This window comes from Chryseobacterium polytrichastri, assembly GCF_900142445.1.
In the GTDB taxonomy this organism is placed as follows: domain Bacteria; phylum Bacteroidota; class Bacteroidia; order Flavobacteriales; family Weeksellaceae; genus Chryseobacterium; species Chryseobacterium polytrichastri.
Window position 1 is genome coordinate 87,584 of record NZ_FRAV01000010.1, and the last position, 24,343, is coordinate 111,926.

The window sequence follows — 24,343 nt, forward strand, 5'->3', positions numbered from 1 at the left end:
TAATTGGTTTAAATAAAATTGAGTTAAAAAAGAGAGTTATTTTCAAGAGACTCAAAATATGCATCAATTTCAAGGTTGTCTGAAGCAGCTGCAGCAACGGCTAATTTATCACAAAGTTCATTTTCAAAATGTCCTGCGTGTCCCTTTATCCAATGCATTTTAGGTTTATGTATATTATACAGTTCAATGAATTTTTTCCAGAGATCCGGGTTTTTTACATTTTTCCAGCCTCGTTTTATCCATCCGGTAATCCAGTTTTGGTTAATGGCATCTGATACGTACTTACTGTCCGTAAAAACATGAATATCATTGTCTGGAGATTTTAGTTTTTCCAATGCTGTAATGACGGCTAAAAGTTCCATTCTGTTATTCGTGGTTTTGCGAAAACCTTTCGAGAATGTTTTTTGGTAATTTTTTTCAGGCACGCGCATAACGATTCCGTATCCTCCTTTTCCGGGGTTTCCGCTGCAAGCGCCGTCTGTATATATTTCGATTCTCAAAATTTTATTGAATTGTTTTAGCTTAAGATTAAACCAAGAAGTGATAAAAGATGTATTAATTTTTATACTTGAGCTCCTTCGACTCCGCTCAGGATGACAACGCTACAAAATGACAGTTAGTATTAGAGATATCATCCTGAGCGGAGTCGAAGGAGCTGATTATATTTAAATTTTATTATTTAAAATTATCCTTAAACACTAAAAAGGAAAATCGTCTTCATCATCAAAATCATTCATTGAAGAGCCTGAAAGTTTAGAACTATCGGGTAAATCAAATGCGGCTCCCGGTTGAATTGTTGTTTTTATTTTATCAAAACCACTTGGTTCAGGTGTACCGAAATCAGAAGGAAAACCTCCGCCTGTTGCGTGTTCTATATCTCCAAATTTTGCAAAATGTTTCAAGAAAGATAATCTTACATCTGCTGTGGCACCATTCCTGTGTTTTGCGATAATAAGTTCGGCTTGGTTTTCTGTTGTAGTTTCCTGTCCTTCTTCATCATTATCCCAAACACCAATTTTATAATATTCCGGTCTAAAGATGAAAGACACAATATCCGCATCCTGCTCAATTGCTCCGGATTCCCTTAGATCTGAAAGTTGAGGTCTTTTTCCTGGGCGGGTTTCCACACTTCTTGAAAGCTGTGAAAGTGCAATTACAGGAACGTTCAATTCTTTTGCAATCGCTTTTAGTGAACGTGAGATCATCGAGATTTCCTGTTCACGGTTTCCAACTCCTTTTCCGCCACTACCGGCTGTCATCAACTGAAGATAATCGACCATTATTAGTCTAACGCCATGCTGCATTACTAATCTTCTGCATTTTGCACGGAAGTCGAAGATAGAAAGGGAAGGAGTTTCATCAATAAAAAGAGGAGCATTTTCCAACTCAGATACATTGGAGAATAGACGTTGCCATTCTTCATCATCTAAGGTTCCTTTTCTCAGTTTTTCAGATGAGATTCTTGTTTCAGAGGCAATCATCCTTGTGATCAACTGTACCGATGCCATCTCCAGAGAGAAAAGTACCATCGGAATTTTATGTCCAACAGCAATATTTCTTGCCATGGAAAGAAGGAAGGCTGTTTTTCCCATTGCGGGACGGGCAGCGATAATAATAAGGTCAGAATTTTGCCAACCTCCGGTTTCTTTATCGATATCTCTAAATCCTGAAGGTACTCCTGAAATACCTTCTTTGTCTTTTAAAGATTTAATAGTTTCAATAGCTTGTTTTACTAATGAGTTTGCGGTGTCGAAACCTTTTTTAATAGTTCCGTTAGTGATCTCAAAGAACGACTGTTCGGCTTTATCTAAAAGTTCAAAAACGTCTGTTGACTCTTTGTAAGATGAGTCAATAACGTTGGCCGAAACATTAATTAAACTTCTTAAAATGTATTTTTCAAGAATAACACGAACGTGATATTCAATATGGGCAGATGAACTTACTCCCATCGTAAGATCAACAATATAATGATCTCCACCAGCCAAAGGAAGTTTTTCTTCTTTCTTAAGCTCCTGAATAATGGTCATTAAATCAACAGGATGGTTTCCTTCGTATAATTTCAAAATGGTTGTGAAAATTACCTGATGTCTTGGGTCGTAAAATACATCAGGAGTAAGAAGATCAATAGAATGGTCTAGCCCTTTTTTATCAATTAAAAAAGTTCCGATAACCAATCTTTCAAAATCTACTGCATTAGGAGGCATCTTTCCATCAGCAATTGACAACTCTTTTGCGAAGTTTCCGTGGGTAAGAGATGATAATGTTTCTTTCTGCGCCATTGTGCAAAGATAGTTTATTTAGAAAATAATTTGAAAATAGTAACTAACATTTTACTGCTGATTTGTTTTAAAATACCACCAATAAAAGAGGGAGTCTGTGAATAAAAAAATCACCCCATAATTGAGGTGATTTTTTAAATGTATGAAAGAATTAAATTATTCTCTATTTTTTACTAGTACCCATCCATTGTATTTTGTTTGAGTATTATTTTTATCATTTTCATTCCATGTGATAGTGTACCAGTAAGTTCCAGTTAAGATCTTCTTACCTCCGGAAGTTCCGTCCCATCTGTAAGCTTTGGTTTTATCAGCTGTGAAAAGCTTATTTCCATATCTGTCGTAAACAATAAACTCTAAGTTCTTTTTGTAAGCGAGTGCAGAATAATCAATGTAATCATTAATGTTATCTCCATTTGGAGTAATTGCATTAATAAGATTAGGAACGGTTACCTGTACATCAATAGGATTACAATTATAAGTATCCTTTACATATACTTTTACTTCTCCTCTTGGAAGATCTGTAAATACGTTAGAGTCTTGCCAAGTAATACCGTCTAAAGAGTATTTGTAAGGAGGTGTTCCACCGTTTACGTTTATTGTAATAGTATTGTTTGTGATGTCAATACTGCTTACAACAGGTTGCTGAGTGGCATATACATTCACGTTTTGTAGCGTGAAGCATTTTCCTGTTTTTAGTTTTACCCAATAAGCTCCAACTCCTACATTTGAAATTGTTTGTGTTGTTGCTCCTGTGCTCCATTCGTATCCGTCAAATCCTGCACCTGCATCTAAAGTTGTTTTATTTTCAAGACAGATTGTTTTGTCTTTTAGAACATTTGATTTTACAGGAGGTAAAACTTTAAGGTTAATTTTAGCAATAGAATAACAATTATCAGCACTATAAACTCTTACGTATGCAGTGCCGGTTGTAGTGATATAGATCGCTGGATTTCCTATTTCATTTGTTCCACTTGTTGCATTAGCTAATGTAGCATAGAATTTTTTAGGAGGAGTTGGAAGTGCCGAAACATTTGCTGAGGTTAAGTCAAAAACAGCTGTTGTGATATCGGTAGGGATATAACAAGATTCGAGACTGGCTTCTTTTACGATAACAAGAGCGTAGAATTTTAATGTAATTTCAGCATTTGCAGTACAATTGTCAGTTGTAGTTATTTTTACGTATACCTTCTTCTCTATAGAAGTGTAGTTTGTAGGGTTTGTAATTTCGTTTGTTCCTGCGTTTAAGTCATTAAGCGTAGGGTAATATTTTTTTGTGATGTTACCACCGGTATAAACATCTGCAGCTGTTAAGTCGAATAATCCTGTGCCTATATTATTGTTATTACATGCAAATAATGTAGCATTTTTAGGGATAATATTTCCCTGTTTAAATTTAAACTTCCCTGTTTGGAAGCATTGGTTGATAGGATTGGCTGGATTGGCTGGATCTGTATATTTTATTCTGTAATAGTAAATATCTGTTGCGTTTACCATTATTGGTGTTGTGATTGGAGCATTCCCTGTAATCGCATCATTGTTGGTTAAATGATAAGTAACAGAGAAGTTCGGATTACCATTTAAAATTCCAGGAGATAAAGTGCTGAAATCAAACAATGAAGGTAGGGCGCATTTTAAAATTTCGTTTGGTGATGTAGGTGTTGGCCCAGGAACTCCAGGAGTTACAAATGGGTGCGGGGTCAGTACAGGGTCGTTAAATGCAGAAGCTAAAGTCGCTGTTCCTCCCCATGTTAATGAAAATCCTAATGCATTATGACTGTAATTATCAACTAATAAAACATAAGTTTCACCAGCTAATACATTCATTGGAGGGTTGTATCCTGTGTTTGGGGCATTTGGTGGGTTTGCTGATAGTCCTGTAGGATAGGGCCATGCTCCTGTTTTCCCAGCATAATTACATGTTACAGGTGTACCTAAATTACCACACGTAGGGCTAGGTCCCCACACTGCCCAATCATAATCTGCTTGATTGTTTATATCGGATTGAGGTAATAAAGGGTTTGTATTTGGAGTGACTTCAAAAGTTAATGTGCCAGAAGTAGCAATAGTAAATGTGTACCAAACGGAATAGTGCTCTCCAGTTTTAAGACAAAGGTCGTTCGGAGCAGGGTTGGGGATGTCCGCAACATTTCCGGGACCTGTAGGGTCATAGGAAATATCTGAGTTTCCACATACAGGAATTGCCGTAATACAGTCTGATTGTGAAAAATATAGTTGCGAAAACAATAAGATTAAAAGAAGTAGATATTTTTTCATTTTAACTGACTTTTATTAAACAAAAATAATGAAAATATTAACAATAATTTAATATTGTATTGATTGTATATAAAAAACCGCTTAAAAGAAAGCGGTTTTTATATGTATTATTAATTATTCTCTGTTTTTTACCAATATCCATCCTGAATATTTGAAAGGAGTACTTTTTTTATCGTTCTCATTCCACGTTACAGAATACCAGTAATTTCCTGTGGATAGTTTTTTGCCATCTATTGTAGTACCACCCCATTTGTATCCATTACTCTTATCAGCTTGGAAAATTTTTGCTCCATATCTGTCAAAAATACTGAATATAAGATTCTTTTTACTTGCTAATGCAGAATAATCAATCACATCATTTACACCATCTCCGTTTGGAGTAATTACATTGATGATATTAGGTACAACCACTTCCACTTCAATAGGAGTGCAGTTGTAAGAGTCTTTTACATAGACGGTTGTGTTTCCTCTTGGGATATTGCTGAACACATTAGAGTCTTGCCAGTTGATATTGTCTATCGAGTATTTATAAGGAGCTGTTCCTGCTATAACATATACTGTAAGGGTATTGGTTGAAATATCAACATTTGAAATTACAGGTTGCTCAGATGGATAAATTTTTACTGTCTGAGTTGCTGTACAATCTCCTGTTTTCAATTTTACCCAATAGGTACCAACTCCAGCATTTGTAATAGATTGAGTTGTTGCTCCAGTACTCCATAGGTATGTGCTGAATCCTGGACCGGCATCTAAAGTTGTTTTATCTTCAAGACAGATGATCTTGTCTTTTAAAACGGTAGAATAAACCGGAGCAATTACCGTTAATGTTACTTTTGCTATTGTATAACATCCGTTTCCATTGGTTACTCTTACGTAGATAAATCCATTTGGAGCGATGTAGGATATTGCTGCTGTTGGAGGAATTTCATTGGTTCCACCTACTGCATCAGTTAAAGAAGGATAATATTTTTTAGTAGTACCTCCTTGTGTTGTTACAGAGACAGTCGTAAGATTAAATAATGCTGTTGATGGATTAGTTTCAATAAAACAAGATCTTAAAGTAGCATCATTTACTACCACTACAGGGAAGAATGCTAATGTGATTTTTCCAATAGCAGTACATCCTGCGGTTGAAGTTATCAAAACAAACACAGTACCTCCTGCAGAAGTATATTGATAAGGATTTGTAATTTCATTGGTTCCCGCATTAAGATCGAACATTGAAGGGTAATATTTTTTTATTACCGTAGGATCTCCAATCACGTTGGCAGTTGTAAGGTCGAATACAGCGGTACCGGTATTGTTATTATTACAAGCCGTTAAAGTAACGTCTGTAGCTTTAATAGCCTTTTGTATAAATTTAAAATTACCAGGAATTCTACATCTGTTAATAGCGCCAATTGGTGCGCTTGGGTTTGAATAAGTGATTGCGTAATAGTAGGTATTGGTAGTATTAACAGTTGTTGGTGCTATTATCGGACTATTACCAGATATAGCATCATTTGAGTTGTTGTAATACGATACGGAAAAATTAGGATTATTATTTACAATTCCTGCGGTTAAACTGCTGAAATTAAAAACTGCTGGATCTGTACAGATGATAACTTCTCTAGGAGAGTTAGGTGTTGGTCCAGGGCTTCCTGGTTCTATGAAAGGATAGGGTTGGTTTGCACTGTTGAAAGGAGAGACCAAATCGGCAGTTCCCCCCCATGATAATACAAAACCGTTAGCACTAGAAGAAAAATTATCTACAATAAGATAATAGGTCTCCCCAGCTATTACATTCATAAAAGAACAGAATTGTGAACCTCCAGCATTCGATGTAGTGTTTGTTGCAGTCATATTTAAACCTGTAGGGCCGGAAGTTGCAGAATAGTTACATCTGATAGGAGTTCCTAAATTAGCACAGGTAACATTGGGTCCATATACTGCCCAGTCATAATCGTTAGCAGCTACATTCGGATTAATCATAAAGGTTAATGTACCAGATGTAGCAGCAGTAAACGTATACCAAATAGAGAAATGTTCATTACTAAGACATCCTCCTAAAGTTTCAAGAACATCTCCAGGACCTGTAGGAGTAAAAGAAATAGGAGTATTTCCACACACTTGAACATTTCCGCCACAATCAGAACTAGATTGAGCAAAATTCATTTGAGATATGATTATAAGAAAAATAAGTAGAAATTTTTTCATTTTGATCAGTTTAAGATTTTCTAATTCTTTATTTGTTTACTTGGGTTAATTGCTTACCCCACATTGGTAGTGTACTGCTCGTAGAATTCTTACCCTCAAATCCGCTTGCTGCTTTTTTTAATAATATTTCGGCTGCTGTTTTATCACCTGATTTTTCCTTCATTCTGGCTTTTAGAATTGCCAACCTTGGATTGTTTGGTGAAGCTGCTTCGGCTTTTGCTATTATTTTTGAAATGATATCTAAATCTTTTTGTACATCAGTAGATTCATTGATTTGTATTTTTTGAAAGTATATCAGCCCAATCAGAATGTTAATTTCTGCATTATCTTGCTGAGAGCTTAATGCTCCATTTGCAAATTTTACTGCAAGGGCATTAGATGCTGAAAGGTCCTCATGAGTCGTTTGATTTATCTGAACCTCTGTTTTAAGATACATTGAAACAGCTGCATAATAATATGCTAGCCATCTTTCTGAAGTTTTGGTACTGGTGAATTTAGAAAACTTTTGAAAAAGATTATCATAATCACTTTTTGTTTTAGCGGTATTTGTTTGTAAAACAGATTGTTGGAAGTCTTTTTCTGTGTAGGATTGAGCATTTGCTGAAATGCCAGCCACGAAAAAGCTTAAAATTAGTAGAAGTTTTTTCATAAAGGGGGATTTTTATAAAGCAAATATAAATAATTATTAACGTTGAATTGAAGTTTTTGTGATTTATTTAATAAATCACACTTATAAGTCTTAATATTGCATTTTTCTTAGCTTGGGATTTGTGCTTGCTACAAGCAAAGCAACCAATACAGTCATTGTTCCTCCAAATACTACAGAGCGCACTACTCCTAGTAATTTTGCCATAACGCCACTTTCAAATTGTCCCATTTCGTTGCTAGACATAATAAAAATGGAATTCACACTTAAAACACGTCCTCTTATATGATCTGGTGTTTTCAGTTGAACAATGGTTCCTCTTATTACTACAGAGATTCCATCAAGCATTCCGCTTAATACCAAAAACATAAATGAAAGCCAATAAATATGAGATAATCCAAAACCTATAATACATAACCCAAATCCGGTTACTACACCAAGCAATACTTTTCCTTGGTTTTTCCTTAACGGAATAATAGATAACATTATTATAATACACATTGAACCAATGTCTGAAGCAGCATTTAGTAGCCCAAAACCTTCGGCGCCTACTTTTAGGATGTCAGTGGCAAATACAGGAATCATGGCAACAGCTCCTCCAAATAAAACAGCAAACATATCGAGGCATAGTGCACCTAAGATCTCTTTGGTTTTAAAGATGTAAGAAATTCCCTCACGCATACTTTCAACCACATTTACCTCTTCTTTTTTATGTTCAGAATATTGTTTTTTTAACTGCCAGAAAAATAATGAAGCGAAAAATATTAATGAAATGATAACAACTAAGGTCCATTTTACTCCAAAATAACCAATAAGGAATCCTCCAACTGCGTGCCCGCAAACAGACGATATCAGGAAAGTAGCCTGATTTAAAGTGACAGCATTGGGTAGATTTTCTTTTTTAACGATTTTTGGAATCATAGAAGGGACAATAGGACCAATGAAGGCCCGAGCAATTCCTGTGAAAAAAATAACAGCGTAGATGAAATAGGTAATTTGATGTCCAGTAAAATGCATTTCTACATTAAGAAAAGCGGGAATCAATAATAAACCAATAAGGAAAACATAGGTGTAATTACAAATGAGTAGGAGCCTCTTTTTTTCATTCATATCAATAACATGGCCTGCGTATAAAGCACAGCTTACTGCGGGAATTACTTCCGAAAGACCAATCAAGCCAATTGAAAAAGGATCTTTTGTTAATTGATACACCCACCATCCAAGTAAAGTAGCGAGCATTCTAAAGGCTAAAACTATAAAAAATCTTCCTGTAAGAAGATTTCTGAATTCAACATTTTGCAATGTTTTTAGCGGGGTAAACGAAATCATTCACAAAAATAGCCCTAAATATTCATTTAAGGCTAGTGATATTATGATTTTTTAAATGATAAATCAAATGGAAGCTGAAAGATAAAATCTATTTTAGTCAGCTCTTGAAGAGCTTAAAACTAATGCTGCAACACCGGCTGCTCCAATAACAACAGCTCCTGCAGTAATTCTTGCTTTTCTGCTGTCTCTTACAGAGGCTACATTAGATTTTGGAATAATAACTTCTGTACTGTCTTTTTTTCCGGCTGTACCAACAAGATTATTGCCATCTACATTACGGAATAACATTTTTTGTTTTTTAGAACCGTCTTTCATTTTAACCACATACATTTTTCCTGCTTCAAGGTTAGAATAATTATTCTTAGAAATGTCTTCAGTATATTTTGTAGTTGCACAAGATGAAATTACAAATAAAGACGTTAACAAAGATGATTTTAAAAGTACAGATGCTTTCATTCTTATTTTTTAGTTTTCCAAATTTATAATTTTTTTCGAATAAACGTTTCCTGAATTAAAAAAATGTGTTTAAAATTTATAGATTTCTAATAAATCTGCTATTTTTCTATCATTTGCCAGTCTTGGAGTTTTATTTTGTCCTCCCAATTTTCCCTGAGATTTTGCATATTCATGAAAAGCATTCTTTTTTAATTTACTGATATGAAGTTTCTGGAGAATATTTCCAGAGATCAAATCATCATAATAGGTGTTGCGATTTCTGAGTTGTTCGTCCAGTTCATTTTTAAAGATTTCCAAATTTTCTGGCTCTTTATCAAATTCTATGAACCATTCGTGATAGGGAAGTCCTTCTGTAGGATTAACCTGTGGCGCAAGATGGAACTCAGTAATTTGAGCAGGATGTTTTTCTAAGGTTGCTTTAAGCGCTTCTTCCACTTCAAAGGCAATAACGTGTTCTCCGAAAGCTGAAGTGAAATGTTTTGTTCTTCCGCTTACTAAAATTCGGTACGGATTTTTATCAATAAATCTTACAACATCACCAATTGAATATGCCCACAAACCCGAATTTGTTGTTAAGATTAATGCATAATCTTTATTCAGCTCAACTTCTTTTAAGGTTAATCTTCTTGCATTTGGTTTTCCATATTCTTCTAAAGGAATAAATTCATAGAAAATTCCATGATTGGTTAAAAGCAAAAGTCCTTCTTTTGTATAATCATCTTGAAAAGCGAAAAAACCTTCTGAAGCAGGAAATGTTTGAATAATATCAACTTTTCCACCTAATAATTCTTCCATCTTATCGCGGTAAGGTTCGTAATTTACTCCGCCCGTAACAATTAGTTGAAGGTTAGGAAAAATTTGCTTGATCTTTTTACCATTCTTTTCAATTAATTTTTCAAAATACATAATCAGCCAAGGTGGGATCCCTGAAATCAATGTCATGTTTTCTTTTTCGGTCTCCTCGACGATTTTTTCTACTTTGGCTTCCCAATCATCAATCATATTGGTTTCCCAACTTGGTAAACGGTTTTTTTGTAGATAATTAGGAATGTGATGAGCAACAATTCCTGAAAGACGTCCTGTTTTTATTCCAAATACTTCTTCCAATTCAGGGCTTCCCTGTAAAAAGATCATTTTACCTTTTACAAATTCAGCGCTGTTTTTCTGTGCTATATAATGAAATAATGCACTTTGAGCTCCGGCAATTTGGTAGGGCATTGCTTCTTTAGAAATCGGAATGTATTTTGATCCCGAGGTGGTGCCAGAAGTTTTGGCAAAATATTCCGGAGTTTCTGTCCATAGAATATTGGCCTGTCCTTTTTTTACTCTTTCAATATAAGGTTTAAGATCTTCATAGTCTGCAATAGAAACTCTTTCCTGAAATTCTTTAATGGAATGAATATTTTCAAAATCATGTTCTCTTCCAAACAATGTTTTTTTAGCTGTTTCTACTAAAGATAAAAGTAGTTCTTCTTGATTTTTTTCTGGGTTTTGCTTGAATTCTTCAGCTTTTTGAACATGCTTTTTTGCCCAAACAAGTGCTATATTTTTCTTGAGAAAGTTTAACATGGTTCAAATTTATAAATAACTAAATAATTTGATGGCATTTTAATGAAATATGAAATAAAAAAAACCGATGAATGAGTCTCATCGGTTCTTCGAAATTTGATTATGAAAATAACAACTATAAGTTGAGTTTATTTGTTTTCTTTATACCTTTTATCTGGGGTACCATCTTTTTTCAGATGCTGACTTTCTTTATATCTTTTGTCTGGTGTTCCGTCTTTTTTCATTTTAACAGCCGGAGTTGAGGGTGTTGCAGGCTTAGCTACTTTAGTGTCTGCAACTTTAGCTGCTTTTGTATCTACTGCTTTAGCTGTTTTTGTTACCTGTTGATGAGCTTTAGTAGCTGTTGCCGGAGCAACTTGTTGAGCCGTTGCAAATCCTAGTCCTAATACTAGTGACATTGCAGTTATTAATTTTTTCATAATAATTGTATTATTTGTTTTGTTGAATCAAAGTTAAGCAAAAATTGGGCTGAAAAATCTAACACATAGAAACTTAACTAAAGTTTATTACAGCTTAAAAAAAAATTAAAGCTGTTTAATAATCTATCAAAGCTTTCTACGATATAGGAGCATTTAAAATATTTTTTTAAAATTTAAAATTTTGGATTGCTTTAAAATAAAAACCTGCTTTCAAAAAAAGGAAGCAGGTTTTACTGTATATCTAAATAATTAGTTTAACGTTTACAATCGGCAGTCCAATTCTTGCCATCTTTGGTGTATAAAATTCTCACATGGTTGTTTTCAACTCTTATGTAAGCTGTCGTATTCGAACCTACCATTACTATAGTATTTTCTCCTGTTTTTTCAACATCAATCCCGTTAAGAGGCGGAATGTCGTTGGAGAATGCAAAGTTGTATTTTGTTCCGCTTACGACTTTGGTTATAAATATACTTCCTTCGGTTGTACTGATGTTTTTCTCGGTATCATTGTAAGATACACTTCCTTTATAAATTCCTGCGAAAGCATCGTCTTTTGTTACATCTTCTTCGCTGCTGCAAGATGAAAAAGAGATTGCTGTAAAAAGTACCAGCATGAAAATTCCTAAAGTTTTAATTGTTTTTAGCATCATTTTTCGTTTAAATGTTAGGTGGCGTAACTTCCAAACATTATGCCGTGAATAGGTTTTATTGGTGTTTTAACTTTTAATTAAACCTTTTGGCAATTATTGTGATTTAGCGGTTTTTTAATGTTCTAGCTTAAATTTTGTACACATCATAATCATCATTTTAAAGAAAAAAAATATCCCTACCTTTGTTTTGTCTTAAACGATTTCGGAAAACTCCCGAAATCGCTTTTGGCGTTTATACCGTTACTATTTATGCAGTTAAAAACAATCAACGAAAAGTTTCTTCCGGATTTATTACAAAAGGAATTTGGAAAAGAAATTTTTACACAGCTGGAAAATAATCAACATATTTCTGTAAGAGGAAGTGCAGGCTCTTCGGCTTCTATTTTTGTTGCCGAGCTTTTTTTAACCCGGAAACATACCGTTCTTTATATTATAGATGATAAAGAAGATGCTCTTTATGTAAATACAGAAATGGAAGATTTGTTGGGAAAAGAGAAAGTCTTGTATTTCCCGGCAACACATCTTGAGCCTTATCAGGTTGAGAAAACACAGAATGCCAATTTGGTGTTGAGAACTGAGGTTTTAAATAAAATAAATTCAAGTAAGTCTCCAAAGGTAATTGTTGCCTATTCGGGGGCTTTATCGGAAAAGGTTCTAAAGAAAGAAGATTTTAAAGCCATTTCCCATCAAATTAAAGTAGGTGATCAACTTGACTTTGATTTTGTGGATGAACTGCTTACGCATTATAATTTTCAGCAGACGGATTTTGTTTCCGAGCCGGGAGAGTTTTCGGTAAGAGGGGGAATTGTAGACGTATTTTCTTATTCTTATGAGAAGCCTTACCGTATTACCTTTTTTGGAAATGAAGTTGAGAGCATAAAAACATTTGATATTGAAACGCAGCTTTCTATTGAAAAAGTAAAAGAACTGCAATTGGTTTCAAATATGAACTTTTCAGTTGCGGGAACCAGAGTTTCTTTGCTGCAATTATTACCGAAAGAGAGTTTTATTGTTTCTAAAAATGGGGTTGTTGGGATTCAAAGAATTAAAACATTTTACGAAAAGTCTTTAGAGAAATTTGAAACATTAAGTAAAGATATTGCCCACAGAGCGCCACAGGAATTATTTATTTCTGACCAAGAGTTTTTATTTGATTATAAAAAATTTAAAACTATTGATTTTAGCAGTGTTCCAATCGATGGATTAAAAGATAATACTGAGATTAAAATTGAACAAACTTCACAGCCTTCTTTTCATAAAAACTTTGAACTTTTAATTGAAGATTTAGAAGAAAAGCAGGAGGAAGGTTTTGATACTTGGATCTCTTTTTCTACAGAAAAACAAAGGGAAAGACTCCAGTCAATTTTTGAAGAACTGGAACATGAAGTACCGTTTAAAAGCTTTAAATCTGAACTTCATGAAGGATTTGTAGATAATGATCACAAAATTTTGGTATATACAGACCATCAGATCTTTGACCGTTATCAACGATATAAAGCAAAAAACAATTTTGCGAAATCAGAGCAGCTTACCTTAAAGGATTTAATGTCTCTGAAAATAGGAGATTATATTGCCCACATTGATCATGGGATTGGAAAATTCATGGGATTGGTGAAGGTGAATAATGACGGTAAAATTCAGGAATGTTTTAAACTGACCTATAAAAATGGAGACTTATTGTATGTAAGTATTCATTCGCTTCATAAAATTTCGAAGTTCAACGGTCCGGACGGAAAAGAAATTGTTCTAAGCAAATTGGGATCGCCGACTTGGAAATCATTGAAGCAAAAAACAAAAGCTAAAGTAAAACAGATTGCTTTTGATCTTATCAGATTATATGCTCAAAGAAAAACAGCTAAAGGTTTTGCTTTTACACCAGATTCTTACCTTCAGAATGAATTGGAAGCCAGTTTTATTTATGAAGATACTCCAGATCAGGAAAAGGCAACCATTGATGTGAAAAAAGATATGGAAGCTGATACGGTGATGGATAGGCTTGTATGTGGAGATGTAGGTTTCGGTAAAACCGAAGTAGCTGTTCGTGCTGCATTCAAAGCGGCAACAGATGGTAAACAGGTGGCTATTCTAGTTCCAACTACAATCTTGGCTTTCCAACATTACAGAAGTTTTAAAGAAAGGTTAAAAGATTTTCCTGTAACGGTTTCTTATGTGAACCGATTCAGAACAGCCAAGCAGAAATCTGAAACTTTGGCTGATCTAAAGAATGGAAAAGTTGATATTATTATAGGAACGCATCAGCTGGCAAGCGCAAGTGTTAAGTTTAAAGATTTAGGTTTATTGATTATTGATGAAGAACATAAGTTTGGAGTTTCAGTAAAAGATAAATTAAAGACACTTAAAAGCAATGTGGATACCTTGACTTTAACGGCAACGCCAATTCCGAGAACATTGCAGTTTTCATTAATGGCAGCGCGAGATTTATCAGTTATTAAAACACCACCACCAAACAGACAACCTGTGGAAACGCAGCTTGTGGGATTTAATGAAGAAACAATTCGTGATGCGGTGTCTTACGAGTTACAAAGAGACGGACAGGTCTATTTTATTAATAATAGAATTGAAAACCTTAAGGATATTGCAGGATTAATTCAGCGACTGGTTCCTGATGCGCGAGTGATCACTGGTCACGGACAAATGGAAGGAAAGCAGCTTGAGAAAAACGTTCTTGATTTTATGGAAGGTAAATATGACGTTTTAGTTTCTACAACGATTATAGAAAGTGGAGTAGATGTTCCTAATGCCAATACCATTTTTATTAATGATGCTCAAAGATTTGGTATGGCAGATCTTCACCAAATGCGTGGAAGAGTAGGACGAAGCAATAGAAAAGCTTTTTGTTATTTAATCACTCCGCCGTATGATATGATGACTTCAGATGCGAGAAAGCGTCTGGAAGCAATTGAGCAGTTTTCTGATCTTGGAAGTGGTTTCCAGATTGCTATGAAAGATTTGGAAATCCGTGGTGCAGGAGATTTACTAGGAGCGGAACAGAGTGGATTTATCAATGAAATGGGTTTTGAAACCTATCAAAAGTTGATGCAGGAAGCGCTTGAAGAACTAAAAGATGATAAGGATTTTGAGAACTTATTTGATAATGAAGAAGACCGAAATAAGCTCTTTAAATCTGTGAAAGATGTTAATATTGATACTGATTTAGAGTTAATGCTTCCTGATTTTTATATATCAAATACAGAAGAACGATTATTGCTTTATCAAACGCTTGCGGAGATTAATAATGAGGCAGATTTACAAAAATTCGAGTTTGAATTGATTGATCGCTTTGGAAATTTACCAAAAGAAGCAATTAATTTATTAAAAAGTGTTTCGTTAAAATGGCTCGCTTCCGACATCGGTTTTGAGAAAATTGTCATGAAAAATGGGGTGTTTTTAGGCTACTTTCCAAGCAACCCTCAAGACAAATTTTACCAAACAAGCAAGTTTAAAAACATTATTAGTTACCTCACATCAAATCCTGCAGAAGCCCAACTGAAGGAGAAAGTAAGCAAGGATGGAAATCACCTTATGATGAGAAAAGATAACATAATAAATGTCGATGAGGTGAATAATCTTCTAAAATCTATCCTTAAAAATGACTAAATAATTCGCCAAAAGTAGAAATAATTCTACTTTTGTATGTTATTAATTCTATGCCGTAATTAACTTATTTCTATGAACTTATGATAAGTTAATTCTACTTTTCGCATAATATTTTATACCTTTGCAGCCCTTATTATGAAAAAAACTATGTATTTATGCGTGGTCGGGCTGTTTTCGGTCTATACTCACGCGCAGGTGGGCGTTGGGATAAGCATCCCTCAAACTACTCTCGATGTAAACGGGAAGACTACCTTAAGAAGAGAACTTAGAGTGGGTGGTAATTCTACCCAAGTTGGTATTGCCGGTTTAAACGGTCAAGTTTTGGTTTCCCAGGGAGATGGAATGTCTCCTCAATGGAAAACTCTGAATGTCACCTTTATGGAGGAAGGACAGTACAAATTAATCAATTCATATTTATCATCAGATCAAGTAGGTGTTACCTCTCTTTCTAACGGGATTTTGGGAGATAGTGTTTACAAAAACAGTATCGGAGATGATATCACTGATGCAACCAAAGGAACATGGGTGAAAATTGCGGGTCTTGAGAATAATTTTACGATTAAAAACGGGCTTAACAGACTTACTTATCAGTTCCAGACCGGAGTTGAAATGAAAGCCTCAACAGCAAGTGCATCTCAGAATGTAAGCTTTACGTGTGGGATTTTCCGAAATGGTAAACTTGTAGCGGTACGTCCGGACAAAATTTCTTCAAACAATAATTCTGAAAAGAACGGAATCCAAGATTATATTTTCACATTAAATTACACGGAACCAGACGTTCCGGTAGGGGTACAAAAGGTTGAAGTAGCATGCAGGAAAATTAATGTATCTAATAATGATGCTCAGTTTGCTATTGGACGTAATGTTGCGGGCAACGGCAATCTTTCTAATGCTTTTACTTTAGAATCTGCATTCAAGATCGATCTTATTGAATTTGTAACCTACCAAGTAAATTAATCAATGAAAAATATATTATTTATCCTATTCTCTGTATTAGGATTATCACTCTCTGCTCAAGTTGGAATCAATACACCAACACCTAGAGCAATGCTGGATGTGAATGGAAACTATAACCTTAGAGGTAAGTTAGTGGTTCAAGATGCTAATAACAAGCTTTCGGAAGGAAGAGATGATCAACTTTTAGTTTCACAAGGAGAAGGAAATGCGCCTACATGGAAAACACTTCGTATTCCTGATTATGAAGCCAATAAATTTTATTTAATTTTTAATAACTCATTTTCCGACAGGGAAGGGGTGAAATTTACGGCTTCTGAAGAGTCTTCTCCTACTTCACGTTCTGCTTCTTTTACAAAAAATAATACGTTCAGTACTTTTGCACAATTTAAGAAAATACCTGGGCTGACTAAAATTTTCAAAGTATTCAGTACACAAAGCAAGACCTATTTTCAGTTTGAAACCGTTGTTCATGCCAATTTTGGAACAGTAGGAAATACAGATACTTCCATTGATTATGGTTGTGGGATTTTTGTAGATGATAAACTGGTGAATTTAAGACAGGGAAATATTAAGGCAAGTAGTGCATCCAATCCTTTCCTTACGCACAACCAAATTGGTCTTGTGGAAAATCTTTCAAAAGGAGATCATACCGTAAGTGTGGCTTGTTCAAGATTGGAATCTTATAACATAAATAATAATAATCCAATAACATTAGGAATAGGAACTAGTGTTGCGTCTAATATTGATTCTTTCATCTCTCAGTCATCACTTAAAGTAGATGTTTATGAGGTTCCTCAGGTGTTTAATACAGTAACAAACTAAATCATGAAACAAATATTATTAATAAGCTTGCTATTCTTTTGTGCTTTATTAAATGCTCAAGTGGGTATTAATACAGCTACACCAGTAAATAGATTAGATATAAATGGAGATTTGAATGTAGGAAAAGAAATAAGAATAGGCGCTTCTGCTGCTACGAAAGGTTCTTCGGGACCAAAAGGAACACTCTTTCATAATAATGCAAATTTGAATGTTAATGATTGGAAAGATGTAAAAGTTGCTGATGGGATGGGAAGTATGTCTCTTTTTTCTATGACTACAGTTTTTGATAAAGTGGGTGCACGTTTTACCGGTGATAATGGCTCTACAAGTCCATATGCAGAAAACTTAGATTATAATACAAACTGGACAGTTTTGACTGGAACCGTAGGTAAATTCTCTATTACAAATGGAGAAAATAAAGTAACCTTTACTTTTCAAACGACTGCTCAAAAAACAATTAATCCTAATTCAAATACTACCAATGCTAATGCATCAATAAGTTTTGCCTGCGGAATTTTTGTAGACGATAAACTAAAGGCAGTGAGAACTGATGTAATATTAGGTGGGGATGGAACAAATAAGATTTTTAATCTTAATGCAACTCTTACTAATCTTCTTCCAAAAAAGGATTACAATGTAAAAGCGGCCTGTGTAAAAAGAAATTTGAATTCAGGTACTTTAGGAATTGGAAGAGCCGTAAATACTACTTTTCTTAATGAAGATATGTCACAATCGGTATTAACAACATCGGTATTGCAACCATTTTAATTTTTCAAAATAAATAATAGTTGAAAAGGTTTAAAAGTATAAATTTTTAGACCTTTTTTTATTTTAGCACTAATGTTTATGATGGTTTGGTTTTTATTTGGGAAAATAAATTATATTTGGCACCATTAAAAATCATTAACCATGAAAAAAAATATTCCATTGAAAGGCCTTTTAGGGCTGGCTTTCGTATTTCTGTTGTCGTGTGACAATACAACGGACGACCCTATTAACCAAAATAAAACAACCAACCCGAATAATAATGGAGGTGGCACAACGATTACCGGACCAAGAATTTTAAGCAAAACAACAGGTAATGGGGCTACAGTAGAAGAGTTTATTACCAATGCGGGTGTTCTTGATAAGGGAATATTTACCGATGCAAGTGCTCCTAACTCTTTTTTTACGGGTACTGCAACTTATACAGGAAATAAAATTTCGAAAATAAAGTTTGTGGGTAGCAATGGTGCAGGATATGATTTTGATATCAGCTATGATGCAAATGGCAAAATTTCCGGGACAACCTCTAATTTACTTACGGGAACTATTATCACAGGTAAAAGTGATTTCTTTTACACCTATGATTCTGCAGGAAAGATCACAAAGATTATAGAAAAGAAAAAAATGGGAGCTGGAGGTGTAATACCTACTGCATATAGTCAGTTTACAGAAAACACGCTAACCTATACCGGAGATAATATTACTAAAGTGGTTTCTGTAATGGGAGCAACTGATAATAGTGGAAATCCGCAAGCAGGCGGATCATTGGCAACAACTTTCAATTTTACCAATTATGATTCTAAAATTAATCCGTATACAACGCTTCCAAAAACATTCTTTTTGGTATATAGCTTAATACACCCTGCTAATTTTTATAGACTATCTTCAAATAATGTTGGAAATCTGAGCTTTGCGTATCCGGCTCCAGCCCCATCTATATCAGTAGATATGACGTATCAGTATGATACTCAGAATTATCCTATTTCAAGCCAGAACCAGACGGGAAAATATATCTATAAAGCTTTATAATGAAAAACTTAATTACTAAGTTTGCTATAATATGAATAATTATATACTTTTTATTCAAAAAAAAATTATATTTTTGAAAAAATAAATAATCCCCCTTAAGGAATGAAAAGACTTTTATATTTTGTTTTACTATTGGCAGGTTTTTCTGCAATACATTCTTGTAAAGATTTATTGGATGAAGATGGAAATCCATTGGTAGATTTGAATAATAACAGCGGTTTAATAGGCCCAAGAGCGTTATATAGAGAAATTACGGATGCTGATACAATAGCAGAATATCATTATAACGGTTTGCTTTTATCAAGAGTAATTAGAAATCATGCATCTATTACTGATGTTACTTTCAGTGGTGACAAAGTAAGTACAATTAATTTTCGTGGTTTTCTTGATATGGATGGAGACGGAATTTTAGATAAAGACAGTACATCATTCACTCAGTTGTTTACCTATGGTAACACTGGAAGATTAGAGTCTATATCAGAAAACCGTTCTGTATTTAAAAGAGGAGCTCCTACTCCTCAGGTACCTTTAGGCCCATTTGCTCTTTTAAAAAAGACGAAAAGTTTGTTTAATTTAGAGTATGATGCATCTACGGCTAAATATAAGGCAATTACTATGAGAACCGGAACAGAGGTGTCAGGAACTCAATTTGCCTACACAGCGTATTCAAAAACGAATTATGATTATGTAGGAGATAATGTATCGAATGTTGTAAAACAGTCTGGTCTTATAGGAGCTGGTGATGTATTTGGGACACCAACTGAGAAACTAGGATATGCATATTCAAGTTATGATGCTCAAATAAGTGCATATACATTATTGCCTTTTGCTTATAAAGTGTCTGTTCTTATATCTACAAGTAAAAATGATTTAAAAAGTTTAATACTTTCTCCAAACAGTCCTAAGAGGATGTCTACATCAGATCTTATGTTGTCAATTCCGGCTCCTGTTGTGTTCTCTACAGATTATCGTTATGATCCTCAGACGTATGTGACAAAAGGATTTGGGACAAACTTTATTTATAAACCATTATAAGAAATAATTATTTTTAATAATATTTAAACTCAATTCTTCACCGGATTGAGTTTTTTATTTTTTATCTCTTAATTTTGCAAAAAATTTCTCATGAAATATTTAATCGTCGGTCTCGGAAATAAAGGCCCGGAATATGAAAATACACGTCACAATATAGGATTTAAAGTAGCTGAAAAAATAGCTGAAACACTTGAAGCATCATTTAATACCACCAACTTCGGATGGATGGCGGAAGGAAAATACAAAGGCAGAAAAGTTTTGATTTTAAAGCCTGATACTTATATGAACCTTTCCGGAAATGCAGTGAAATTTTGGATGCAGAAAGAAAATATTCCTTTAGAAAATGTAATGATTGTTACTGATGATCTCGCATTGCCTTTTGGGACGTTAAGAATGAAAATGAAAGGTTCTGATGCGGGTCATAACGGGCTTAAAAATATTAATGAAGTACTTCAGACACAAAATTATGCAAGGCTTCGTTTTGGAATCTCTGCAGAGTTTTCTGAAGGCAGGCAGGTAGATTATGTTCTTGGAACCTGGAATGAAGAAGAAGCAGAAAAGCTTCCTGAAAGAATAGAGAAATTTACCAAAGCTTGTTTGTCATTTGTTTTTGCAGGTATTAATAATACAATGTCTGCTTTTAACGGGAAATAAATAATCTAAGTTTTTATTAAAAAGCAAAGACCATCGATACAATCGATGGTCTTTTTATATACTTTAGAAATTAATTTCCAATCTAACTAACTATAGTATTATTTCTTTTTTATGTGTGTGTAATAGAGATGTGTAAATTGTATCTATTACAACCAAGTTACAACTCCGGTTTCAACGTCATAGTTGGCTCCAACTATTTTGATTTTACCTTCGTCTTCAAGCTTTTTAAGCGTTGAACTTTGTGTACGAATGTCTTCGATGGCACTTTTGACATTTTGTTGATTTAATCTTTCCAAAAGATCACCGTTTTTAGAAGAACGCTCTTCACCTTCTTCAATGATGTCATTAATAATCGGATCAAAATGGTTGATTAGGTGGTTCAGGTTATCCATTCCCATCCCTTGTATTTGTGCTGCATCCAAACCGCCTTTTAAAGCGCCACATTTTGTGTGCCCTAAAACTACAACAAGCTTTGAACCCGCAACGTTACAACCAAATTCCATTGAGCCTAAGATATCCTGATTTACAAAGTTACCAGCAATTCTAACGCTGAAAACATCTCCTAATCCCTGATCGAAGATAAGTTCTGCAGAAGTACGGCTGTCTATACAGCTTAAGATTACGGCAAAAGGCCATTGCCCTTCACGGGTAGCATTTACTTGTCCTAAAAGATCTCTGTTTGCCTTTAGATTGTTTACAAATCTTTGGTTTCCTTCTGTTAAAATTTCTAATGCTTTTTCGGGAGTAATTGTCGATTGAGTTTCGTGTGTATGTGCTTTCATATGATGTATTTATTCTTTTTAAAGTTAAAAAAATTATTGGAATGAGCTTACATTGCTCTTTTGTGAGTAATCAAGATATGAGAATCCTGATTGGTTTCATAATCTCGATATGAAGTTTTGAAACCTAGAAGTTCAACATTAATATCTTCTTCTTTGGCTCTTATATTGGCGAAATCCTGAATCATTTCTAGTACATCTGTAGTGATGTATGAAGTTTCTCTTGCGTCAATAGTTACTGTAGAATTAGACTTAATGTTTTTTAATGTTTTCTTGATGGCTGCTTTATTTAAGAAAGAAACTTCTTCAGCCAATTTAATAGTGATTTCATCTGCATCGTCTAGCTTTTCTCTGCTTAAATAATAAGCACGTTTCATATTCCCTTGAAGAATGTAGAAAACAGAAATAGCTAAACCAATTCCTACACCTTTCAACAAGTCTGTAGCTACTATCGCAACGACAGTTGCAACAAATGGAATGAATTGAAATTTCCCCAAATGCCAGAAATGCATAAAAGTAGCAGGTTTTGCTAATTTATATCCTACCAAAATCAATACAGCAGCAAGCGTTGCAAGCGGTATTAAATTTAAAATGAATGGAATGGTAAGAACGCAAACTAATAGAAGAACACCATGAATCATAGCTGAGGTTTTAGAAGTAGCTCCCGCATTGGCGTTGGCTGAACTTCTTACCACAACGGAAGTCATTGGAAGTCCGCCGATGAATGAGCTTATCAGGTTTCCGATTCCTTGAGCTTTAAGTTCCAGGTTGGTATCAGTAATTCTTCTTTGTTTATCTAATCTGTCTGATGCTTCAATACAAAGTAATGTTTCGATAGAAGCTACAATGGCAATGGTTGCTCCTACGATCCAAACTTTAGGATTGGTTAATCCACCGAAATCAGGCAGAGTGATCAAATTTTTAAAATCTTCAACAGATTTTGGCACAGGTAAAGAAACTAAATGTTCTGTCCCAATTGCTAATCCGCTTCCTGATATTTTAAAAAGTTCATTAAGTACAATACCTAAAACTACCGCAACTAATGCTCCTGGAAGCATTTTCATTCTTTTTAAAGCAGGTACTTTATCCCAAATTAAAAGAACAGATATTGATACCAAAGTAACTAGAATGGCTCCTATGTGAACTGCTACTAATAATTCAGTAAAATAATTAAAATTGAGTCCTTTATCAAATATTGATTCATGACCTTCATAATCTTTATCAAACCCTAATGCATGTGGAATTTGTTTTAAAATAATGATGATACCAATGGCGGCAAGCATCCCTTCAATAACGTTATTGGGAAAGTAGTTTGAAATACTTCCGGCTCTTACGAAGCCTAAAATTAATTGAATGAGACCCGCCACGATTCCTGCGCAAAGGAAAAGGTCAAAGGCACCAAGATCTGTGATTGCCGTTAAGACAATCGCTGTTAAGCCTGCAGCAGGACCGGATACTGAAATGTTAGAGTTACTTAAAAACCCCACTACTAATCCACCAACGATCCCTGAAATAACTCCAGATAATGGTGGTGCTCCAGATGCTAAAGCAATTCCTAAACAGAGCGGAAGTGCTACTAAAAATACAACGAGGCCTGAAGGAAAATTTTCCTTAATTCCTCCTATTAAAGATGTCTTTTTCATGATGTGAAAACTGCTGTGAATGTATAATTGAGCTATTTGTCTTTAAATAAATCAATTATAAAAGATTGGAAATTTAATTTTAAAGCATGTGTATTCGATATCAAATTTGATATGAATAATTGGAAATATGAATCTGACTTTAAAATTAAGCTTCCGGAGGAGGCGAAAATATAGTAAGTAGGGGTGACAGATGAAAAGAATCATCTATCAAAACAAAAGATCTACCTGAAAGATCAGGTTCGAAAAATTTTAGATAATCGAATACATCCAAGGTCTTTGGAATTGTCTTTTCGTAAATGATTAAAGAGGTGGGATGAGAATGGGGTTCTTCTTCATTGATTATTATATTGGTTCTCTGTAGATCCCATCCAAAAACAGCAGCAATGCTTGGCAGCGCTGTAAAGTTTAGGAAAAACGTTAATATAATAATACTCCAGAATTTCATTTTATATTCTTTTAAAAAAACTATTTCGTTTTTTTACTCATTACCCAATCTGAACCAGTAAGGTTATAGATTTTTTGGATGTCTTTTAATGTTTTTTCAAAATCAATCTCCAAATCAATAATTCTACCTGTTCTAAGGTCAAAAACCCAGCCGTGAACAATAGGATATTCTTCTAAAATATATCTTTCTTGTACACAAGCCATTTTAATTACGTTGATACATTGCTCTTGAACATTCAGCTCTACAAGCCTGTCATAACGTTTACCTTCATCACTAATAGCATCTAGTTCTGCTTGGTGCAATCTATACACATCACGGATGTTTCTCAACCATGGATTTAATAATCCTAAATCCTGAGGAGTCATCGCTGCTTTTACACCACCGCAGTTGTAATGTCCACAGACAATAATGTGTTTTACTTTTAGGTGTTCTACAGCATACTGTATGACAGCTGTTGAACTCATATCTAAAGTATTAATCACATTCGCAATGTTTCTGGTTACAAAAACTTCACCTGGCTGTGTGCCCATTAATTCTTCTGCCGTTACTCTGCTGTCTGAACATCCAATGTATAGATAATCAGGATTTTGAGTTTTAGCTAGTTCTTCGAAGAATTTTGGATCTTGTGAGATTTTAGACTCTACCCATTTTCTATTGTTTTCAAAAATAACTTCGTACGATTGTGACATAAATTTAAAATTTGAAGGTGTAATTATTTATTTCGTTTAAATTATTTTGAAAATCAATAGACTAAATCAATAATGATGCAAAAATATAA

21 protein-coding genes are annotated in these 24,343 nt (G+C 34.3%); 7 read left to right on the forward strand and 14 right to left on the reverse strand.

The window, feature by feature from the left end; all coding sequences use genetic code 11:
• Positions 1–23: 23 nt before the first annotated feature.
• The 10 genes from rnhA to BUB80_RS08410 form a co-directional block, all read right to left on the reverse strand.
• The gene (gene rnhA, locus BUB80_RS08365; RefSeq protein ID WP_073292479.1) at positions 24–500 is read right to left on the reverse strand and encodes a ribonuclease HI; all 477 of its coding nucleotides are present in this window, start codon (positions 498–500) and stop codon (positions 24–26) included.
• A gap of 198 nt (positions 501–698) precedes the next feature.
• On the reverse strand, positions 699–2,279 hold the full coding sequence (gene dnaB / locus BUB80_RS08370) for a replicative DNA helicase (protein ID WP_073292480.1): 1,581 nt from the start codon (positions 2,277–2,279) through the stop codon (positions 699–701).
• 156 nt (positions 2,280–2,435) lie between these two features.
• Positions 2,436–4,553, reverse strand: a complete 2,118-nt coding sequence (locus BUB80_RS08375; RefSeq protein WP_073292481.1) for a T9SS type B sorting domain-containing protein — start codon at positions 4,551–4,553, stop codon at positions 2,436–2,438.
• A 114-nt stretch (positions 4,554–4,667) separates the two neighbouring features.
• The gene (locus BUB80_RS08380) at positions 4,668–6,749 is read right to left on the reverse strand and encodes a T9SS type B sorting domain-containing protein (protein WP_073292482.1); all 2,082 of its coding nucleotides are present in this window, start codon (positions 6,747–6,749) and stop codon (positions 4,668–4,670) included.
• Between the two features lie 28 nt (positions 6,750–6,777).
• Positions 6,778–7,398, reverse strand: a complete 621-nt coding sequence (locus BUB80_RS08385) for a tetratricopeptide repeat protein (RefSeq protein WP_073292483.1) — start codon at positions 7,396–7,398, stop codon at positions 6,778–6,780.
• 90 nt (positions 7,399–7,488) lie between these two features.
• Complete coding sequence (locus BUB80_RS08390; protein ID WP_073292484.1) at positions 7,489–8,724, reverse strand: MFS transporter; 1,236 nt, start codon at positions 8,722–8,724, stop codon at positions 7,489–7,491.
• A 93-nt stretch (positions 8,725–8,817) separates the two neighbouring features.
• Positions 8,818–9,180 (reverse strand): hypothetical protein, encoded by a 363-nt coding sequence (locus tag BUB80_RS08395; RefSeq protein WP_073292485.1) that lies wholly within the window; start codon positions 9,178–9,180, stop codon positions 8,818–8,820.
• Positions 9,181–9,249: 69 nt separating this feature from the next.
• Positions 9,250–10,749, reverse strand: coding sequence for a GH3 auxin-responsive promoter family protein (locus tag BUB80_RS08400; RefSeq protein ID WP_073292486.1), 1,500 nt, complete (start codon positions 10,747–10,749; stop codon positions 9,250–9,252).
• A 128-nt stretch (positions 10,750–10,877) separates the two neighbouring features.
• A complete protein-coding gene (locus tag BUB80_RS08405) occupies positions 10,878–11,168 on the reverse strand; it encodes a hypothetical protein (RefSeq protein WP_073292487.1) in 291 nt (96 codons plus the stop codon).
• A gap of 254 nt (positions 11,169–11,422) precedes the next feature.
• On the reverse strand, positions 11,423–11,815 hold the full coding sequence (locus tag BUB80_RS08410; protein ID WP_073292538.1) for a hypothetical protein: 393 nt from the start codon (positions 11,813–11,815) through the stop codon (positions 11,423–11,425).
• A gap of 252 nt (positions 11,816–12,067) precedes the next feature.
• Between BUB80_RS08410 and mfd the strand changes: the two genes are divergently transcribed.
• The 7 genes from mfd to pth all read left to right on the forward strand — a co-directional run bounded on the left by mfd (position 12,068) and on the right by pth (position 20,698).
• Positions 12,068–15,436: a transcription-repair coupling factor gene (gene mfd / locus BUB80_RS08415; protein WP_073292488.1), complete on the forward strand. Its 3,369-nt coding sequence runs from the start codon at positions 12,068–12,070 to the stop codon at positions 15,434–15,436.
• Positions 15,437–15,571: 135 nt separating this feature from the next.
• Positions 15,572–16,393, forward strand: coding sequence for a hypothetical protein (locus BUB80_RS08420; protein ID WP_073292489.1), 822 nt, complete (start codon positions 15,572–15,574; stop codon positions 16,391–16,393).
• Between the two features lie 3 nt (positions 16,394–16,396).
• Positions 16,397–17,215, forward strand: a complete 819-nt coding sequence (locus tag BUB80_RS08425; RefSeq protein ID WP_073292490.1) for a hypothetical protein — start codon at positions 16,397–16,399, stop codon at positions 17,213–17,215.
• Between the two features lie 3 nt (positions 17,216–17,218).
• Positions 17,219–17,983 (forward strand): hypothetical protein, encoded by a 765-nt coding sequence (locus BUB80_RS08430; protein WP_073292491.1) that lies wholly within the window; start codon positions 17,219–17,221, stop codon positions 17,981–17,983.
• A 141-nt stretch (positions 17,984–18,124) separates the two neighbouring features.
• Entirely contained in the window at positions 18,125–19,009 is an 885-nt protein-coding gene (locus BUB80_RS08435) for a hypothetical protein (RefSeq protein ID WP_073292492.1), read from the forward strand.
• A gap of 102 nt (positions 19,010–19,111) precedes the next feature.
• Complete coding sequence (locus BUB80_RS08440; RefSeq protein ID WP_073292493.1) at positions 19,112–20,044, forward strand: hypothetical protein; 933 nt, start codon at positions 19,112–19,114, stop codon at positions 20,042–20,044.
• Positions 20,045–20,134: 90 nt separating this feature from the next.
• Positions 20,135–20,698 (forward strand): aminoacyl-tRNA hydrolase, encoded by a 564-nt coding sequence (pth, locus tag BUB80_RS08445; protein WP_054512175.1) that lies wholly within the window; start codon positions 20,135–20,137, stop codon positions 20,696–20,698.
• A gap of 146 nt (positions 20,699–20,844) precedes the next feature.
• On the opposite strand, the gene BUB80_RS08450 is transcribed toward pth, so the two are convergent.
• The 4 genes from BUB80_RS08450 to BUB80_RS08465 form a co-directional block, all read right to left on the reverse strand.
• Positions 20,845–21,480, reverse strand: coding sequence for a carbonic anhydrase family protein (locus BUB80_RS08450; protein ID WP_073292494.1), 636 nt, complete (start codon positions 21,478–21,480; stop codon positions 20,845–20,847).
• Positions 21,481–21,527: 47 nt separating this feature from the next.
• Positions 21,528–23,120 carry a SulP family inorganic anion transporter gene (locus BUB80_RS08455; RefSeq protein WP_073292495.1) on the reverse strand — a complete coding sequence of 531 codons (1,593 nt, stop codon included), beginning with the start codon at positions 23,118–23,120 and terminating at the stop codon, positions 21,528–21,530.
• Positions 23,121–23,265: 145 nt separating this feature from the next.
• Complete coding sequence (locus BUB80_RS08460; protein ID WP_073292496.1) at positions 23,266–23,565, reverse strand: hypothetical protein; 300 nt, start codon at positions 23,563–23,565, stop codon at positions 23,266–23,268.
• 20 nt (positions 23,566–23,585) lie between these two features.
• Positions 23,586–24,254 (reverse strand): carbonic anhydrase, encoded by a 669-nt coding sequence (locus BUB80_RS08465; protein WP_073292497.1) that lies wholly within the window; start codon positions 24,252–24,254, stop codon positions 23,586–23,588.
• Positions 24,255–24,343 lie beyond the last annotated feature (89 nt).

Excerpts from the sequence above, each read along its gene's own strand:
- dnaB (WP_073292480.1), bottom strand. The coding sequence starts at position 2,279 with ATGGCGCAGAAAGAAACATTATCATCTCTTACCCACGGAAACTTCGCA.
- BUB80_RS08375 (WP_073292481.1), bottom strand. The coding sequence starts at position 4,553 with ATGAAAAAATATCTACTTCTTTTAATCTTATTGTTTTCGCAACTATAT.
- BUB80_RS08380 (WP_073292482.1), bottom strand. The coding sequence starts at position 6,749 with ATGAAAAAATTTCTACTTATTTTTCTTATAATCATATCTCAAATGAAT.
- BUB80_RS08385 (WP_073292483.1), bottom strand. The coding sequence starts at position 7,398 with ATGAAAAAACTTCTACTAATTTTAAGCTTTTTCGTGGCTGGCATTTCA.
- BUB80_RS08390 (WP_073292484.1), bottom strand. The coding sequence starts at position 8,724 with ATGATTTCGTTTACCCCGCTAAAAACATTGCAAAATGTTGAATTCAGA.
- BUB80_RS08395 (WP_073292485.1), bottom strand. The coding sequence starts at position 9,180 with ATGAAAGCATCTGTACTTTTAAAATCATCTTTGTTAACGTCTTTATTT.
- BUB80_RS08400 (WP_073292486.1), bottom strand. The coding sequence starts at position 10,749 with ATGTTAAACTTTCTCAAGAAAAATATAGCACTTGTTTGGGCAAAAAAG.
- BUB80_RS08405 (WP_073292487.1), bottom strand. The coding sequence starts at position 11,168 with ATGAAAAAATTAATAACTGCAATGTCACTAGTATTAGGACTAGGATTT.
- BUB80_RS08410 (WP_073292538.1), bottom strand. The coding sequence starts at position 11,815 with ATGCTAAAAACAATTAAAACTTTAGGAATTTTCATGCTGGTACTTTTT.
- mfd (WP_073292488.1), top strand. The coding sequence starts at position 12,068 with ATGCAGTTAAAAACAATCAACGAAAAGTTTCTTCCGGATTTATTACAA.
- BUB80_RS08420 (WP_073292489.1), top strand. The coding sequence starts at position 15,572 with ATGAAAAAAACTATGTATTTATGCGTGGTCGGGCTGTTTTCGGTCTAT.
- BUB80_RS08425 (WP_073292490.1), top strand. The coding sequence starts at position 16,397 with ATGAAAAATATATTATTTATCCTATTCTCTGTATTAGGATTATCACTC.
- BUB80_RS08430 (WP_073292491.1), top strand. The coding sequence starts at position 17,219 with ATGAAACAAATATTATTAATAAGCTTGCTATTCTTTTGTGCTTTATTA.
- BUB80_RS08435 (WP_073292492.1), top strand. The coding sequence starts at position 18,125 with ATGAAAAAAAATATTCCATTGAAAGGCCTTTTAGGGCTGGCTTTCGTA.
- BUB80_RS08440 (WP_073292493.1), top strand. The coding sequence starts at position 19,112 with ATGAAAAGACTTTTATATTTTGTTTTACTATTGGCAGGTTTTTCTGCA.
- pth (WP_054512175.1), top strand. The coding sequence starts at position 20,135 with ATGAAATATTTAATCGTCGGTCTCGGAAATAAAGGCCCGGAATATGAA.
- BUB80_RS08450 (WP_073292494.1), bottom strand. The coding sequence starts at position 21,480 with ATGAAAGCACATACACACGAAACTCAATCGACAATTACTCCCGAAAAA.
- BUB80_RS08455 (WP_073292495.1), bottom strand. The coding sequence starts at position 23,120 with ATGAAAAAGACATCTTTAATAGGAGGAATTAAGGAAAATTTTCCTTCA.
- BUB80_RS08460 (WP_073292496.1), bottom strand. The coding sequence starts at position 23,565 with ATGAAATTCTGGAGTATTATTATATTAACGTTTTTCCTAAACTTTACA.
- BUB80_RS08465 (WP_073292497.1), bottom strand. The coding sequence starts at position 24,254 with ATGTCACAATCGTACGAAGTTATTTTTGAAAACAATAGAAAATGGGTA.